Below are 16799 nucleotides of genomic sequence, written 5' to 3'. Positions count from 1 at the left end.
TGGTTTAGACTGATTCGTTAATACGAGAGGCAGATATCTTTATCGCATTGATTGCGTTTAACATTGTCACTATAAATAAATATACATTAAAAAGTTCTTGAAAAAGGTTGATTTATTATATGATAATCGGGATCCAAATAGGAATTGTCTTGAAAGTGCTAATATCAGGGAAATAGCCTGCCGGATGCTAAAGAAGCAGTGACGCTTTTATAGTTATAATTTTAATTTTATTAGTGATATTGGTTTGACTTAGCCTGCTGCGTAGACCATTTATTTACACTGAGATTTGCGCAAAATAGTAAGTGGACATTCCATATTGTTTGGCCTTCCTCTAATGCCGATATTTGAAATATTGGCAGGATTATTTAACACGAAACCAATGTGGAATATAAATATGCATAGCTCCGATACTAACGATCTGCTTCAATCTATACATGATTTGAACCTTACTTATTTAGTCTTGGCGCAAAGGCTTATACGCGAAGATAAGTTCGCTGCAGGATTTCGTCTGGGATTAGACAGTACCATTCTTGATACGCTAAGCGAACTTACCCTGCCGCAACTTATCAAGATGGCTTCAACCAGCCAACTGATATGCCGTTTGCGCGTGGATGATAAAGAGATGATTGACTGCCTGACGAAAGCATCGCGTATTGATGCGCTACAACAAATTCATACTGGAATTATTTTATCAACGGAGTTGCTCAACTCACTTCCCGAGCAAAACCATTCTACTTGCTGACGGAGCTAGCAATCATGAGTGAAAAAAGTATCCTGGACGAAATTAAAGAAGTTCAGATGGCAATGGAGCTTATTACTTTCGGTGCCAGAATGCAGGTGCTGGAAAGTGAGATCAGCCTAAGCCGCAGAAGGCTTTTAAGGCTTTACAAGGAACTGCGCGGATGTCCTCCGCCGAAAGGCATGTTGCCTTTTTCTGCGGAGTGGTTCATGTCGTGGGAGCAGAATATCCACTCATCGATGTTTTATAATATTTACCTCTTTATAAAAAAAATTGAAAATTGTCGCCCTATTGAAGCATTAATCAAAGCATACCGTTTATATCTGGAACAGTGTCCGGTTAAAGCCCCGGAAAAACCGGTACTGGGATTAACCCGGGCATGGACATTATTACGTTTTATTGAGTGTGGCATGATAGGACGTACGGAATGTATTGCCTGTCACGGCGCTTTTGTGATTACCCATGAGCATGCAAAAGATCCTTTTACCTGTAGCTTATGCAGTCCGCCTTCACGTGCGGCGAAAAAATGTGAAGCTTATGATATTGCCGGTTAACCAGCGCGCTGCACTATAACGTTGATGGTAAGAAACCAGGATCGTGAATAACGTATCTGTATATCCAGGTACGTTAACGCCTGAAACGTTAGTCACCATTAATAAATATAAAAAACAGGCGTGTTTATAATAAGGAGACAGCATGCTGGTTATTATTGGTTATGTAGTTGTTTTTGCCACTGTTTTTGGTGGCTTTGTTTTATCTGGCGGACATCTTGGTGCGCTTTATCAACCCACTGAACTGCTCATTATCGGTGGAGCAGGCGTCGGTGCCTTTATTGTGGGTAACAATGGTAAAGCCATTTCTGCCACCATGAGGTCCTTTCCTCTGTTGTTTAAAGGATCTCAATATAATAAAGCCATTTATATGGAATTAATGGCGCTGATGTTTTTATTGCTGTCAAAAGCAAGGCAAAACGGAATGATGGCGCTGGAAAATGATATAGAAGATCCGCAGAACAGCACGCTTTTTTCCAACTATCCGCGTCTTATCGCCGATAAATTACTAATGAATTTTCTGGTGGATTATTTGCGTTTGATGATCAGCGGCAATATGAGTCCGCATGAAGTTGAAGCATTGATGGATGAAGAAATTGAGACCTGTGAGCATGAGCTTGAGGTACCTGCTGGCAGCCTGAACTCGGTGGGTGACGCTTTTCCTGCTTTCGGCATCGTGGCGGCCGTAATGGGGGTAGTTAACGCGCTGGCTGCGGCCGATCGACCCGCCGCTGAGCTGGGCGAACTGATCGCGCACGCCATGGTAGGTACCTTCCTGGGGATTCTGCTGGCGTATGGGTTTATCCTGCCGCTGGCAGCGCTGCTGCGTCAAAAAAGCAGCGAGAAAGTGAAGATGCTGCAATGCATCAAAGTAACGTTGCTTTCCAGCATGAGCGGTTATGCGCCACAGATAGCGATCGAGTTCGGACGTAAAATTCTCTATTCCACTGAACGTCCTACCTTTATTGAGCTTGAAGAGCATGTGCGCCAGGTGAAATCGAATACAAGCAGTGATTCGGGAAGCGTACCATGAGTAAAAATAAGCATCCTGTGATTATCGTCCGCAAGCGGAAAAAGCAGGGCCACGGTCATCATGGAGGCTCATGGAAAATTGCCTACGCCGATTTTATGACGGCGATGATGGCTTTTTTCCTTGTGATGTGGCTGATCACCAGTACTTCTCCGCAGCAGAGACACCAAATTGCAGAATATTTTCAAATGCCCTTAAAGGTTGCGCTCTCACAGGGTAACCAGCCCAGCCTGAGTGAAAGCGTTATACCGGGCGGCGGTAGCGATGTGGTGCATAAGACGGGTGAAGTTAACCGATCCACACCACGCGATAACGCCGATCTGCAACGGTTAAAAAGAGCCCGCGATCGGCTGCAAAACATGATTAAAACCGATCCCCGGCTCAACAACTTTCAATCAAACCTGCGCATGCAGCTCACCGAAAATGGATTGCTCATTCAAATTATTGATAGCCAGGACCGCCCGATGTTTAAGTTGGGCAGCAAAGAACTGGAGGGATATTTAAGGGGCATTTTCGAAACGCTGGTACCGGTTATCAACCAGCTACCCAATCGTATTAGCCTGACGGGACATACTGACTCGCTTCCTTATGCGCATGGCGATACTGGCTACAGCAACTGGGAACTTTCCGCCGATCGCGCAAACGCTTCGCGCCGCGCATTGATAGCCGCCGGCCTGGCGGCCAATAAATTTCTGCGGGTAGTGGGAACGGCAGATTCAATGGTGCTGGACAACACGCAGCCACACAACCCCATCAACCGCCGTATTAGTATTCTGGTTTTAAGCCAGGATAAAGAAAAATCGCTGATCAGGGACGATAGCTTAATCCAGAGTGTTACCGGCCATGAAAATATTGATGCGATAAAAGATGAGTTAAAAATTACGCCGCAAACCAATGAAGATGCCGCCGCGCTTGCGAATTAAATCAGGATAGGGTTGAACAATATGGATGTAAGCGATTTTTATCAGACTTTTTTTGATGAAGCCGATGAGCTGTTAGCTGATATGGAAAAATATCTGCTACAGCTTGATGTCATTTCGCCCGACAAGGAAATGTTAGATGCTATTTTCCGCGCAGCGCATTCCATTAAAGGCGGTGCTGGAACGTTCGGTTTTAAAATATTGCAAGAAACCACCCATTTAATGGAAAACCTTCTGGATGATGCGCGCTGCGGTGTCCTGCGGCTAACCGGCGAAATCATTAATCTGTTTCTGGAGAGCAAGGATATTATGCAAGATCAGCTTGATGCCTATAAATCTTCTCAGGAACCAGACCAAGAAACATTTAACTATATTTGCGAGGCGCTACGGCAAATTGCGCAACAAAGTAAAGATGGCTCGGCAGATCAGGCAACCACGGCCGCAGCAGCGCCGGTAAATGCACCAGCAGAACGCGCTTTCCTGAATATTACCCTGTTAAATGTGAAACAAGATGAGGGGCGTCTGCTGGTTGATGAGCTCTCTAATCTGGGGAAAGTGCTTAGCCAGCAACAGCAAGAAGATCGGCTACAGGTTCAGTTAGAAACCACGTCCAGCGCCGATGAAATCGAAGCTGTGCTCTGCTTTATCGTTGAAGCGGAACAGGTAGCTATTACAGCGGGCAGCGCGCCGGCAGAAACAGACAGCTGCGTAACGTCAGTCGCAGCTGTTGAAAGCCCTCCGGCAGCGGCGAAAAGCGCGCCCGTCAGGCCCGCCGCTCGTGCGCAGGCCGCCGAGTCCAATAGCATTCGCGTTGCGGTAGAAAAGGTTGATCAGATCATTAACCTGGTCGGCGAACTTATTATCACCCAGTCGATGCTGTCACAGCTTTCCGCCACTCTGGAGCCATCAGCAAATGACGTGCTGTTAAACAGCATCGTTCAGCTGGAGCGCAACGCGCGCGATCTACAGGAATCGGTGATGTCCATTCGCATGATGCCGATGGAGTATGTATTTAGCCGCTTCCCACGGCTGGTACATGACTTAGCCGGCAAGTTGGGCAAAGAGGTTGAATTGACGCTGGTAGGCGGGTCCGCCGAACTGGATAAAAGCCTGATTGAACGTATCATCGATCCCCTGACGCATTTGGTTCGTAACAGCCTCGATCACGGTATTGAAAGCCGTGAGGAACGCATCGCGAAAGGCAAATCCCCGATGGGCAACCTGACGCTGTCAGCGGAGCATCAGGGCGGAAATATTGTTATTGAAGTCAGTGATGATGGCGCAGGCCTGAACCGTGAAAAGATCCTTGCGCGTGCGCACGCTCAGGGGATGGCAATTAACGAAAATATCAGTAATGAAGATGTCTGGATGCTGATTTTTGCGGCTGGCTTCTCCACTGCGGAAAAGGTAACCGATGTCTCCGGGCGCGGCGTCGGCATGGATGTGGTGAGACGCAATATTCAGGAAATGGGCGGCCATGTAGAGATTACCTCTGAGCAAAATAAAGGCTCGACGATCCGCATTATTCTGCCGTTAACCCTGGCGATACTTGATGGTATGTCGGTCCGCGTTGCCGATGAAACCTATGTACTGCCGCTTGGCGCCGTTATGGAGTCGCTGAAACTCACCGAAGATTCTCTCTATCGTATGGCAGGCGATGAGCTGATGCTGCAGGTGCGGGGCGAATATATTCCACTCATTACGCTGCACTACATATTTGATATGACAGAGGAGCCTGCCGCGATTAATGACAGCGTTGCGGTGATTTTACAAAGTGCTGGCGTGCGTTACGCCCTGATGGTCGATCAGCTCATTGGCCAGCATCAGGTAGTGGTAAAAAATCTTGAGCTTAACTATCGCAAAGTGCCCGGTATCTCTGCCGCAACCATTTTAGGCGATGGCAGCGTGGCGTTGATTCTTGACGTCGCTGCGCTGGCGAAACTGTGTAAATCCAAGCGCGTCGCGACGAAAGCCGGGCAAGCGCTCCCTGTTTAAGGACAAACAAAATGACAGCTTCCGCAACTGAAAAGAAAACAGCAACCGACAATCACGGCAACGAATACCTGGTCTTTACGCTGGGTAATGAAGAATACGGCATCGAAATATTAAAGGTGCAGGAGATACGTGGCTGCGAACGGGTAACCCGCCTCGCCAATACGCCGGAATTTATTACCGGCGTCACCAACCTGCGCGGCGTGATTGTACCGATCGTTGATTTGCGTATTAAATTCGATTTGGCTGGCACAGAGATTAATGAAAAAACAGTGGTGATTGTATTGAGCCTGGCGCAGCGGGTAGTGGGCATTGTCGTGGATGGCGTTTCTGATGTGCTATCGCTGAATGCTGAAGAGATCAAGCCGGCGCCGGACTTTTCCGTTACGCTCTCCACGGATTATCTGCTGGGCCTGGGCTCAGTGGATGAAAGAATGATTATCCTGGTAGATATCGAGAAATTACTCACCAGCGAAGAGATGGAACTGGTTGAGAAGAGCGTCAACGAGACGCTGTAATTTTTTCTGGGCAGCAGCGGCAACAGATGCGCCGCGGCTGCCCTTTTTTATTTCCGCGTTTTATCCTTCTGTTGTCCTCCTTTATATTTTTTTCCGGCTCTGGCTCTGGCTCTGGCTCTGGCTCTTTGCCAGCCCGCTTAGCCTGTCATGATGTTGCTTATCTGCTGCTGACGCGATGTTGTCTGCTGCTGCGTGATGTTGCTTATCTGCTGCTGACGTGATGCCGTCTGCTGCTGCGTGATGTTGCTTACCTACAGCCGACGCGGTGTCGTTTCTATTGCCGACGTGATGGCCGGCTGCAGTCAGGCGGTAAGTCACAGACATAAAAAACGCCCTACCGATAAAAGCAGGGCGTCAGCTTATTAAGCTAAAGGAGCGTTACGCTCGCCGCGTTAAACTTAGCGCAGCAGGGACAGCACGTTCTGCGGAACCTGGTTAGCCTGGGCCAGCACGGTGGTACCGGCAGACTGCAGGATGTTAGCACGGCTCATGTTGGAAACTTCAGAAGCGAAGTCCGCATCCAGGATACGCGAGCGTGACTCAGACAGGTTGTTTACTGCGCTGTCCAGGTTGCTGATCACTGAAGCAAAACGGTTCTGCGCGGCACCCAGGCTTGAGCGCAGGCTGTCGACCTGTTTCAGGGCCGCATCCACCGTTTCCATCAGCTTGGCGCTCGGATCTTCGACTGCATTGCCTTTGGCAAAAGTCACATTGTTACCGTTCAGTGATGGGGTGAGTTCTACAGCGACTTCAGTCTTGTCGGCTTTAGTGCCTATCGCCCTGATTGTGCCATCACCACCAATATAGATATCACCGGTACCGTTCGCCTCGAAGGCCACCTCTTTCATTTTCTGCAAGTCAGCATCAGTCAGCTTATGCGACTTGGCGGATGCGCCAGTACCGATGGTAATAGTCATATCTTTGGCAGCTTTGGTACCTAAATCAGGACGGGTGGCATAGGCGTTGACATCGAATTTCGCCATGTTCAGCGTCTCGGAGTTGATCTGCTTCAGGTTCAGGCTAATGGTTTCGCTGTCATTCGCGCCAACCTGAATCGTCAGGCTCTGATCGGTCTTCAGCACTTTTACGCCGTTGAAGTCAGTTTGTTCAGAGATACGGTCGATCTCAGACAGGCGCTGGGTGATTTCGTCCTGAATTGACTGGCGGTCAGAAGCGGAATTGGTGCCGTTGGAAGCCTGTACGGTCAAACGACGAATGTTCTGCAGGTTGTCATTGATTTCGTTCAGCGCGCCTTCTGTGGTCTGAGCCAGAGAAATACCGTCGTTCGCATTACGTGAAGCCTGAGTCAGGCCGGTAATGTTAGAGGTGAAACGGTTACTGATTGCCTGACCTGCCGCGTCATCTTTTGCGCTGTTAATGCGCAGGCCGGAAGAAAGGCGCTGAATAGCAGAACCCAGAGAGTTCTGTGATTTATTCAGGTTATTTTGAGCCATCAAACTCAGGGCGTTAGTATTAATCACCTGTGACATATTGTTCCCTTATATATAGGTTGAGTTCTTTTATTGCAGTTCTCTGCAATTTGTTGATGCGTTAACAAGCGCATATTAAAAATATCGGCCTCAGATAAATTCTCTAAAAAATAAATTCAAAAAAAATGCCTTTTGCGCAAATTTCAGGCAAAGATAAAGATTTGGTAAGAGGAATATTTAAATCCCTGGGTTATTTTTTAAATAAACATCAAAGCGTATAAAAGCCAGCAATTCTGGCGGGTTATAGACGTTTAAAATTTTAAGGGAAGATGTAATAATTAAGGCTTTTACACGGCGTTAATAATAGAATGTCCGTTGCATAATAATGAAAGCGTTACGCTTATAATGATGGGGTTTGAAAATAAAAACTTATCTTCGCGCCGTTTAAACCGATAGCTAAAAGAGACCAGGTTTAAATAATAATCCCTAAAGGAGTAGATAATGCCAACCATGTCTTCCCTCGGTATTGGTTCCGGCCTTGATACGGCCGCCATGCTGGCGCAGATGAAAGTTGCAGAGCAAACCCGTCTGACGCCCTACACCAATTTAAAAAGCGGTTACGAAAACAAAATTTCCGCATGGGGGAAAATCTCCAGCGCGCTCGATGCCTTGCATGGCAGCGTTAAGAAGCTCAGCGGTGAAGCGTTTAATACGCTGAAGGTCAGTGACAACAAGGCCTTTACGGCTACCGCCACGGTGGAGGCCAACGCCGATGCGCATGATGTCACCGTAATGCAGCTGGCGGTTTCCCATAAGCTGCGCACCACGGGTTACGAAGACGCCGCTGAAAACCTGGGTGAAACCACCGGAACAACCCGTACTATTACCATTACGCAAAAAAATGGCAAAGAGCTGAAAGTCAAACTGGCAGATGATGAAACCTCTCTTAACCAGATGGCGAAAGCGATCAATAAGCAAGAGGGCGATGTACGCGCCTCGGTGCAGCGTACCGATGATGGTTATCAGCTGGTGCTCAGTTCACGCACCGCCGGTACCGACGGCGAAATGTCGGTAAGCGTCGAGGGTGACGATACGCTGGGCGCGCTGTTGAATACCCAGGGGGGCGGACGAGAGGCTGAGGACGGGACGAATGGCATGATTGCCGTTTCCAAAGCACAGGATGCACAACTGAAGGTTGATGGCATCACGTACACGCGATCCAGTAATAATATTACCGACATCATCGAAGGCGTTACCCTAAATCTGAAAGCCACCTCTGAAAAGGGAGCATCGGGGCAGCTTATGTCGGAGCAGCTCACACTCAGCATAGATAACTCCGCCATCAAAAGTACGCTGCAGGATTTTGTCAAAAACTACAATGCATTGCTAAAGCAAACCACCGCTTCCAGTAAATATGTGCCGAACGACGCCTCTGGCCTGAAAGACGACGAGGTGGCCAAACCCAACAAGGAGAACGGCGCGCTGATGGGCGATGGTACGTTGCGCAGTATGGTGGGTGAACTGCGCGCTGCGGTTAACGGTGTCTATGGCGATAAAAACAGCGACTATAACGCCCTGGCTTCGCTGGGCATCACCTTCGATGCCGGCACAGGTCAGATGACGCTAAGTGAGAAAACGCTGGACGAAGCGATTGCCGATAATCCCGATCAAATTGGCCAGATGTTTAAAGACCATGCCGGAAATCAGGGCCTGGCCTCCACGCTGACTGATATTATTACCAAATATGCCGGTGACGAAGAGAGCAAAACCGACGGCATCATCAAAAACACCACCGATAGCCTTGATGAGCAGGTCAAGCTGGTAAAAGAGCAGATAGATAAAACCCAAAAGCTGATCGATGCGCAGGTAGAGCGCTATCGCGTTCAGTTCCAGAATCTGGACTCGACCATGTCGCAGTTAACTAGCCTGAGTAACCAGCTGATCTCAATGTTATCCAGCCTTAATAAATAATGTGCGCAAACCGCCAAAATAAGCAGGCGTATACCTGCTTATTTTTATGGAGACTAACATGTACGCAAAGCAAGGAACCCAGGCCTACGCGCAGGTCGATCTTCACAGCAAGGTGGCAGGTGCGACGCCGCATCAGTTGATTACTATGCTGTTCGATGGCGCGCACAGCGCCATTATGCGCGCGCGCCTTTATTTTGAAAACGGCAACATCGCTAAACGCGGTGAAATGATTTCAAAAGCAATTAACATTATTGATAATGGATTACGATCCGCCCTCGATCATGAAAAGGGAAAACAGATCGCAGGCGATCTGGATGCACTTTATCACTATATGTCGCGCACGCTATTACAGGCTAATTTAAATAACGATCCTTCTCAGTTAGCACATGTTGATGAGATATTAACCAATATCGCTGAGGCATGGAAAGAAATCGAACCACGTTGAAAACAGGCAGGCTATGGCTACATTCCTTATTGAAGAACACAATAATATTTATAAAATGAATCAGGCTATGCTGGTTATGGCGCAACAGGGAGAATGGGGTAATTTCGTCACAATGGCGGAGCGCTATATTATTACCCTGCGTGCTGTGCTGGAACAGGTTCCCGATACGCTGTCCAGCGATGAAAAAGAACAATTTTATAATTTTTTAATAACGCTACAAAGTAATGAAGAAGAGATAAACCGGGCACTGGAAGGTCGCATGGCGCTATTAAAAAAAGAGATGTCTTCATTGCATCAAAGTAAAAAGGGTAACAAGGCATATCTTGCACAAGTTATCTCGCCCTTCCGGTAATGCCAGCACATCATTATTGATAATTTTGCCGTCTCCGCGCGCTTACTATCTGACTAACGACCCGCCTGATAATTGATGGTTACCTGATGACTGACCACACGAACGGGCGGCTTCAGCTGCCCGTTCGTGTTAATCACATAGATAAAACGTAACGCCTCTCCCGGCGAAAAGGGTAACGGCGTCGCTTTCTGGCCTGTTAACCGATCCAGCAGGATACAGGCCGTCACGCTACAAAGCTTGATCTCCAGCCCTGTCGGCGATGGCGAAAGCAAACTTATGCGCCAGCTAATGCGACGCAGCGCCGCATTAGCGGGTATCGGCACAGCCGGACGCAGCGGCTCTCCCACATAGGTCTGCTTACCCACGCTGAGCAAAGGTCCGGCCGCCGCGCCGCTCCACGAACCATGCATAGCCAAAGCTGGCAGCGATGCAACCGCCAGCAGAAGGGTTAAGACAGATCTTGTCCTCACTTTTTGCCACCAATCACCCAGGTCATGCGTACCGTACAGTTATGGGTCAGCTCAAGGTTAGAAAGCACGGCCAGCTGTGGAAAAACGCGCCGCAGAAAGCGAGATAGCATCAGCCTGAGTGGCTGATTAACCAGCAGGACCAGCGGCGCATCGATCGCTTCCTGCTGCTGAATGGCGCGTTCGGTTTGTGCAATCAGGTTTTCCGCAATGCCGGGCTCAATGGCGCTGCCGTTCTGAATCGCCTGCGTCAGTAAGCGCTCCAGCTCGGTATCCAGCCCAATAACCTGAATCTCCTGATTATTCTGGAACCATTGCTGGGTAATGGCACGGCCAAGTCGAATTCGTACCTGCGCCGTCAGCTCGTCGGCATCATTTTGCCCTGGGGCGAACTCGGCCAGTGTATCGATGATGGTTCGCATATCACGGATAGAGACGCGCTCCGCCAGCAGGTTCTGCAGTACTTTATGAAAGGTGTTCAGCGGCAGCACGGCTGGAATGAAATCTTCCACCAGCTTAGGCATCTCTTTACCGACCTGATCCAACAGCAGCTGCGTTTCCTGGCGGCTGAACAGCTCATCGGTATGCAGACCAATCAGGTGATTAAGGTGCGTGGCGACCACCGAGCTGGGATCAACCACGGTATAGCCCTGAATCGTTGCCTGCTCGCGCAATATCTCATCAATCCATACCGCAGGCAGACCAAACGCGGGTTCCTGGCAAGCTACGCCCGGCAGCTCGCCTTCCGCACAGCCTGGGTCGATCGCCATTGAGCGTTCAGGTTGAATGGTGCCACGGCCAATTTCAACGCCTTTTAACAGAATGCGGTAGTCGCCGGGCGCTAAATCAAGATTATCGCGAATGTGAACCGGCGGCGGCAGAAAGCCCATATCCTGCGCAAATTTCTTGCGGATACCACGAATGCGTGCCAGCAACTGCCCGCTTTGCGCAGTATCCACCAGCGGAATCAGACGATAGCCTACCTCCAGACAGAGTACATCTTCCAGCTGTACGTCCTCCCAGGAAGCCTCTGCCACCTGGGCCGCTTCCGCTTTGCCTTTTGCCGTTTCACGATCCTTGTTGCCCTGCAAAGGCGTACCGCTGAGCGCGGCCTGTTGTTCACGCCCGCGCAGCCACCAGGCGGTGCCGAGTAGAGCAGAGGTAAAAAGTAAAAACACCAGATTAGGCATGCCCGGAATAATACCCAGCAGGCCGATTACGCCGGCGGAGAGCAGCATGACGCGTGGATTCGTCATCAGCTGACTGACCATCTGTTCGCCTACGTCCTGCTCGGTGGCAACCCGCGTCACGATGACGCCAGCAGCGGTAGAGATAATCAACGCGGGGATCTGACCGACCAGCCCGTCGCCAATAGTCAGCAGCGTGTAGGTCTCACCAGCCTGGGCAAATGACATATCGTGTTGCAGCATGCCGATCGTCAGGCCGCCAATGATATTGATGGCCATAATCAGCAGACCGGCAATCGCATCACCGCGCACAAACTTACTGGCACCATCCATGGAACCATAAAAGTCAGATTCCTGGGTCACTTCGTTACGACGGCGTTTTGCTTCATCTTCGCCAATTAACCCGGCATTCAAATCGGCATCAATCGCCATCTGTTTGCCTGGCATGCCGTCCAGCACAAAGCGCGCGCCGACTTCCGCAATACGTCCGGCACCCTTGGTGATGACCATAAAGTTAATAATGATCAGAATGGCGAACACGATTATGCCGATAGCGAAATTACCGCCAACCAGAAAGTGACCAAAAGCTTCGACCACCCGGCCAGCCGCCGCTCCGCCGGTATGACCCTCCAGCAGGATCACACGCGTGGAGGCAATATTCAGTGCCAGCCGCAGCAGCGTTGAAAACAGCAGCACGGTAGGGAAGGCGGAAAATTCCAGTGTTTTCTGTGTAAACATCGCCACCAGCAATATCATCAGCGACAGCACGATATTGAAGGTGAACAACATATCCAGTAAGAACGCCGGCAGCGGCAAAATCATCATAGCCAGAATCAGCATGATCAATACCGGGCCGGCCAGAATTTGCCACTGCGTCTGTTTAAACTGCGGCAAGCGTAGTTTGCTCGCTAAATTTGACATCACTCTTGGCTCTTAGGTTTGAAATCCAGCGCTTCAGGCACCGGAAGATTGACGGGTTTTTTCGGACGTATGCCGCCTGCGTTACGCCAGCGGCGCAGGCCATAAACCCAGGCGAGAACTTCCGCCACTGCGCTATACAGGGTGGTGGGAATCGGCGCATTCAGTTCGCAGTGGCGATACAGCGCACGCGCCAGCGGCGCTGCCTGCAGCATTGGAATATTGTGCTCTTCAGCCACGGCGCGAATACGCATTGCCGTTTCACCTGCGCCTTTAGCGATTAAAACAGGCGCAGCCATCGCGCCCTCTTTGTAACGCAACGCAACGGAGTAGTGCGTGGGGTTATTGATGACCACGTCGGCCGTTGGCAGCTCCGCCATCATGCGGCGCGTTGCCGCAGCACGCTGTAGCTGCTTGATACGCGCTTTAATATGGGGATCGCCTTCATGCTGCTTATGCTCGTCACGTATTTCCTGTCGGCTCATACGCAGCTTTTTCATATTGCTGAAGAGCTGGTAGAAAACGTCATAACCCACCATTGGGATCAGCGCCAGGATCACCATCAGCAGACAGTCCATAATCAACTGGCTAAAATGACGCAGCGCATCGTTCAGCGGCTGATTCATCAGGTGAATCAGTTGCTGCTTATGCATAAACAGGTAAAAACCGCAAACGCAGCCGACCAGCGTGACCTTCAGCAAACCCTTTAACAGTTCAGAGACGAACTGCGCGGAAAGCATGCGCTTAAGACCGGAGAGCAGTGAAAGCCGCTTCAGATCCAGCTTAAAAGATTTACCGCCGAGCTGCAGACCACCCAGCAGCATGGGCGTCATTAACCCGGTCAGGAACAGCCCCGGCAGCAGCAGCAGCAGCGCACTTATGGCGAGATCGCCCAGATTGCGCAGATGAAGCCAGAGTTGTGCCGGATCGCGTGCCAGCAGCGCGTCGAATGTCAGCCCGCCTTTTAACAGATGGGTAAGGTGGCCGACCACATTCTCACCGCCTGCCAGCATCAGCGACCATCCCACCAGTAGCATCATCAAAGAGGTCAGCTCTTTGGATCGTGGGATCTGTCCCTCTTCCCGTGCCTTTTGTCGTCTGTGGGGCGTGGGGTCTTCCGTTTTTTCTACATCACTTTCTTCAGACATCGCTAAAAGCCAAGGCTTTCCAGCAGATCATCAACCTGATCCTGCGAGGCGACGACGCCTGCTTTGGTATGATCAAGCTGCGGGCCATTTTTCAGGTTACCCGGGTGGTCGGCGGCGACGGCGGCCTGTGGTTTCTCCGGCATATTGTCCACCAGCATCTGTATCAGACCCTGCTCAATATGGGCGATCATATCCATCATTTTCTTGATCACCTGACCGGTAAGATCCTGAAAATCCTGCGCCATCATGATTTCCATTAGCTGCTGATTGGTCTGCTGAGCAACGTCCGGCGTCTGTTTTAAAAACTGCCGTGTGTCGATCACCAGCGCACGAGCGGTGGTCAACTCAATCGGATTTTCAAACCACTCATCCCAGCGCGCCGCCAGGCTGTCCGCCGTGCTGTTAAGGTTGTCCTGTAAAGGACGGGCGATTTCCACGCAGGTGAGTACGCGATCGGCGGCCTGAGAGGTTTTATTGACCACATAATTCAGGCGATCACGGGCGTCTGGCATGACCTCTGCCACATCCATAATGGCGCGATCGAGGCTCAAATTATTCAGGCTGTCACGTAGCTGACGCGTCAGATGTCCAATTTGTGAAAAAATAATCCTTAGATTTTCAGCGGATTGCGCATTCTGCTCTGCTTCCATGCTTCCTACCATCCCAGTTTTTCGAAGATTTTCGTCAGTTTTTCTTCCAGTATGGCGGCGGTAAAAGGCTTAACCACGTAACCGCTGGCACCCGCCTGCGCCGCCGCAATGATGTTTTCTTTTTTGGCTTCCGCCGTCACCATCAGCACCGGTAAGGTTTTGAGGCGTTCGTCTTTGCGGATTTCATTGAGCAGTTCCAGGCCATCCATATTGGGCATATTCCAGTCGCTGATGACAAAATCGAACGGCGAAAGCTGTAGCTTGCCCATCGCATCGTTGCCGTCTTCTGCTTCTTCTACGTTGTGGTAGCCCAAATCTTTTAGAAGATTACGCACAATACGACGCATGGTTGCGAAATCGTCTACCACTAAAAAACGTAAATTCTTGTCTGCCATTTTTATTATCTGTCCATAGTGAAAGTGAAATAACAGGGGTTGGTCATGCTGATAAACCGCTATATACGGCGCGCCTGCCCGACCACATTGCTCAGGATGTGCTGACACATCTGATCGATATCGACAATCTCATCCACACAGCCGAGCGCGACGGCTTCGCGCGGCATGCCGTACACCACGCAGGTTCTCTCGCTTTGCGCCAGGGTACGGGCGCCTGCCTGGTGCATCGCCTGCATTCCCTGCGCACCGTCATGACCCATACCGGTTAAAATCGCGCCGACCGCATTCTTCCCGGCATATTTCGCGACAGAATGAAAAAGCAGATCCACGGAAGGACAGTGGCGGTTTACCGGCGGGAGATCCTGCAGTTGGGCGTGATAGTTCGCCCCGCTACGGGTCAGTCCAAGATGAATGCCGCCAGGAGCCAGATAAGCATGACCGGGCAAAATCCGGTCACCGTTTTCCGCCTCTTTCACCGTAATACGGCATAACTTATTTAGCCGTTCAGCAAAGGAGCGGGTAAAACCGGCAGGCATATGCTGAGTGATCATGATCCCGGGGCAGTTAAGCGGCATGGCGGTTAATACCTGGCGCAATGCTTCCGTACCGCCGGTCGATGAGCCGATCGCAATGATTTTCTCACTGCCGATTAAGGGGCCGGTTGGCAGGCGTGCCGGCGCAGAAGTTTCGCTATAGCGCTGAAAATTACGTACCCGGGCAGCCACGCGAATTTTATCGGCGATCAGTTCGCTATATTTCAGCATACCGTCCTGCAGCCCCATCTGAGGCTTGGTAACAAAATCAATGGCGCCCAGCTCCAGCGCATTGAGGGTAATTTCTGACCCTTTCTGCGTCAGGGATGAGACCATGATCACCGGCATCGGACGCAGGCGCATCAGGCGTTCCAGAAAGTCCAGGCCATCCATGCGCGGCATCTCTACATCCAGCGTGAGGACGTCAGGCGAATGGCGCTTGATCAGATCGCGGGCGATAAGCGGGTCGGGGGCCGTTGCCACCATTTCCATATCGGGCTGTTCGTTGACGATTTTGCTCATAATGCTGCGTATTAGCGCCGAGTCATCAACGCAAAGTACCTTGATTTTATTCATGTTCGCTCCTGAGCCAGGCAGTAAACCGACTGTCCGCGCAGACGAAACGGCCCGTTTATATTGCTGAAGTTTTCTGAATGTCCGACAAACAGCAGGCCGCCCGGCTTTAGCATGTTCTCAAAGCGTTGCAGAATGCGAAGTTGGGTTGGTTTATCAAAATAGATCATGACATTACGGCAAAATATGGCGTCGAAGCGGGTATCAAAGGGGGCGGGGACCCGCCACTCAGGCGACAATAAATTGAGCTGCTGATAATGAATGTTAGAGAGCAGCGCGGGCTTCACTTTAACCTGCTCCCGCTGCGCGCCGGTACCGCGTAAAAACCAGGTGCGCTTTTGTTCCGGCGTCAGATTTTGAATATCCGCATGTCGGTAAACGCCGGTTTCAGCCTTTGCCAGCACTTCGGTATCAATATCCGTTGCCCAGATACGCGGACCATTGAGATGGGGACCCAGCGCTTCATGCAGCGTCATAGCGATAGAGCAGGGCTCTTCGCCTGTCGCAGCGGCGGTACACCAAACGCTATAGTTGCTTTGCCTTGAGCGAGCATGTTCAGCCAGAATGGGAAAATGGTAGGCCTCCCGGAAAAAGGAGGTCAGATTGGTTGTCAGGGCATTAATAAACTGTTGCCATTCATCGCTGAATGGATCTGACTCCAGTGAATTTAAGTAAGCGGTAAAGGTTTTCATGCCCAGCTGACGTAAGCGGCGCGTAAGGCGGTTATAAACCATGTCATGTTTTTGATGCGTCAATACGATGCCCGCACGCTGATAAATCAGCGCAGTGATTTTTTGCAGTTCCGCTCCGGTTAAAACAAAGTCGCTCTGGATATTCACAGTTGTATTATTCAATGGGATGATTTCACTTTTCTTACCGCACTGATTTCTATAAAGAGCAGCCATATCCGAAACCAACGCGTAGCCTGTGGCAGCAAGTAACCTTCTGATGACAGATAATAAATACCGCAGGGAAGGCTG

The 16799-nt window shown here is 50.4% G+C and carries 18 protein-coding genes; 9 read left to right on the top strand and 9 right to left on the bottom strand.

The annotated features are described in order from the left end of the window. Positions 1-394 precede the first annotated feature (394 nt). From flhD to cheW, 6 genes are all read left to right on the top strand, one after another. Positions 395-742, top strand: a complete 348-nt coding sequence (flhD, locus tag ACQE3Y_RS08535) for a flagellar transcriptional regulator FlhD (protein WP_426973826.1) — start codon at positions 395-397, stop codon at positions 740-742. Between the two features lie 14 nt (positions 743-756). Then, positions 757-1293, top strand: coding sequence for a flagellar transcriptional regulator FlhC (gene flhC, locus ACQE3Y_RS08530; RefSeq protein WP_426973827.1), 537 nt, complete (start codon positions 757-759; stop codon positions 1291-1293). A 142-nt stretch (positions 1294-1435) separates the two neighbouring features. Further along, complete coding sequence (gene motA, locus ACQE3Y_RS08525) at positions 1436-2323, top strand: flagellar motor stator protein MotA (RefSeq protein ID WP_426973828.1); 888 nt, start codon at positions 1436-1438, stop codon at positions 2321-2323. Beyond that, complete coding sequence (gene motB, locus ACQE3Y_RS08520; protein WP_426981436.1) at positions 2320-3243, top strand: flagellar motor protein MotB; 924 nt, start codon at positions 2320-2322, stop codon at positions 3241-3243. The genes motA and motB overlap by 4 nt, the downstream gene beginning before the upstream one ends. Positions 3244-3264: 21 nt before the next feature. Further along, positions 3265-5235, top strand: coding sequence for a chemotaxis protein CheA (cheA, locus tag ACQE3Y_RS08515; RefSeq protein WP_426981468.1), 1971 nt, complete (start codon positions 3265-3267; stop codon positions 5233-5235). A gap of 11 nt (positions 5236-5246) precedes the next feature. Next, on the top strand, positions 5247-5750 hold the full coding sequence (gene cheW / locus ACQE3Y_RS08510; RefSeq protein WP_085069041.1) for a chemotaxis protein CheW: 504 nt from the start codon (positions 5247-5249) through the stop codon (positions 5748-5750). A gap of 81 nt (positions 5751-5831) precedes the next feature. Here cheW and ACQE3Y_RS08505 read toward each other — a convergent pair whose 3' ends face one another. Together ACQE3Y_RS08505 and ACQE3Y_RS08500 are read right to left on the bottom strand one after the other, a co-directional pair. Beyond that, entirely contained in the window at positions 5832-6074 is a 243-nt protein-coding gene (locus ACQE3Y_RS08505; RefSeq protein ID WP_426981435.1) for a hypothetical protein, read from the bottom strand. 74 nt (positions 6075-6148) lie between these two features. After that, positions 6149-7240, bottom strand: coding sequence for a FliC/FljB family flagellin (locus ACQE3Y_RS08500; RefSeq protein ID WP_426981434.1), 1092 nt, complete (start codon positions 7238-7240; stop codon positions 6149-6151). Positions 7241-7681: 441 nt separating this feature from the next. Between ACQE3Y_RS08500 and fliD the strand changes: the two genes are divergently transcribed. From fliD to ACQE3Y_RS08485, 3 genes are read left to right on the top strand one after another with little or no spacing between them, the layout of a single operon-like run. Then, complete coding sequence (fliD, locus tag ACQE3Y_RS08495) at positions 7682-9151, top strand: flagellar filament capping protein FliD (protein ID WP_426981433.1); 1470 nt, start codon at positions 7682-7684, stop codon at positions 9149-9151. Between the two features lie 58 nt (positions 9152-9209). Next, entirely contained in the window at positions 9210-9596 is a 387-nt protein-coding gene (gene fliS / locus ACQE3Y_RS08490) for a flagellar export chaperone FliS (RefSeq protein WP_426981432.1), read from the top strand. A 13-nt stretch (positions 9597-9609) separates the two neighbouring features. Next, the gene (locus ACQE3Y_RS08485; RefSeq protein WP_426973834.1) at positions 9610-9948 is read left to right on the top strand and encodes a flagellar protein FliT; all 339 of its coding nucleotides are present in this window, start codon (positions 9610-9612) and stop codon (positions 9946-9948) included. 53 nt (positions 9949-10001) lie between these two features. Here the strand turns inward: ACQE3Y_RS08485 and ACQE3Y_RS08480 are convergent, their stop codons facing one another. From ACQE3Y_RS08480 to ACQE3Y_RS08450, 7 genes are read right to left on the bottom strand one after another with little or no spacing between them, the layout of a single operon-like run. Continuing rightward, positions 10002-10358 (bottom strand): flagellar protein FlhE, encoded by a 357-nt coding sequence (locus ACQE3Y_RS08480; protein WP_426981431.1) that lies wholly within the window; start codon positions 10356-10358, stop codon positions 10002-10004. 56 nt (positions 10359-10414) lie between these two features. Further along, positions 10415-12523: a flagellar biosynthesis protein FlhA gene (gene flhA / locus ACQE3Y_RS08475; RefSeq protein ID WP_426973836.1), complete on the bottom strand. Its 2109-nt coding sequence runs from the start codon at positions 12521-12523 to the stop codon at positions 10415-10417. Next, positions 12523-13668, bottom strand: coding sequence for a flagellar biosynthesis protein FlhB (gene flhB / locus ACQE3Y_RS08470; RefSeq protein WP_426981430.1), 1146 nt, complete (start codon positions 13666-13668; stop codon positions 12523-12525). The genes flhA and flhB overlap by 1 nt, the downstream gene beginning before the upstream one ends. Before the next feature lie 2 nt (positions 13669-13670). Then, positions 13671-14318, bottom strand: a complete 648-nt coding sequence (cheZ, locus tag ACQE3Y_RS08465; protein WP_426973838.1) for a protein phosphatase CheZ — start codon at positions 14316-14318, stop codon at positions 13671-13673. 5 nt (positions 14319-14323) lie between these two features. After that, positions 14324-14713 carry a chemotaxis response regulator CheY gene (gene cheY / locus ACQE3Y_RS08460; protein WP_426973839.1) on the bottom strand — a complete coding sequence of 130 codons (390 nt, stop codon included), beginning with the start codon at positions 14711-14713 and terminating at the stop codon, positions 14324-14326. Between the two features lie 59 nt (positions 14714-14772). Continuing rightward, the gene (locus tag ACQE3Y_RS08455; protein WP_426973840.1) at positions 14773-15822 is read right to left on the bottom strand and encodes a protein-glutamate methylesterase/protein-glutamine glutaminase; all 1050 of its coding nucleotides are present in this window, start codon (positions 15820-15822) and stop codon (positions 14773-14775) included. Beyond that, positions 15819-16724: a CheR family methyltransferase gene (locus ACQE3Y_RS08450; protein ID WP_426981429.1), complete on the bottom strand. Its 906-nt coding sequence runs from the start codon at positions 16722-16724 to the stop codon at positions 15819-15821. Before ACQE3Y_RS08450 ends, ACQE3Y_RS08455 begins: the two co-directional genes overlap by 4 nt. Positions 16725-16799: the final 75 nt, after the last annotated feature.

Source organism: Pantoea sp. FN0305 (genome assembly GCF_050113845.1).
In the GTDB taxonomy this organism is placed as follows: domain Bacteria; phylum Pseudomonadota; class Gammaproteobacteria; order Enterobacterales; family Enterobacteriaceae; genus Mixta; species Mixta alhagi.
The sequence above is the reverse complement of the archived record's forward strand: the minus strand, read 5'-3'. Positions and strand labels throughout refer to the sequence as shown.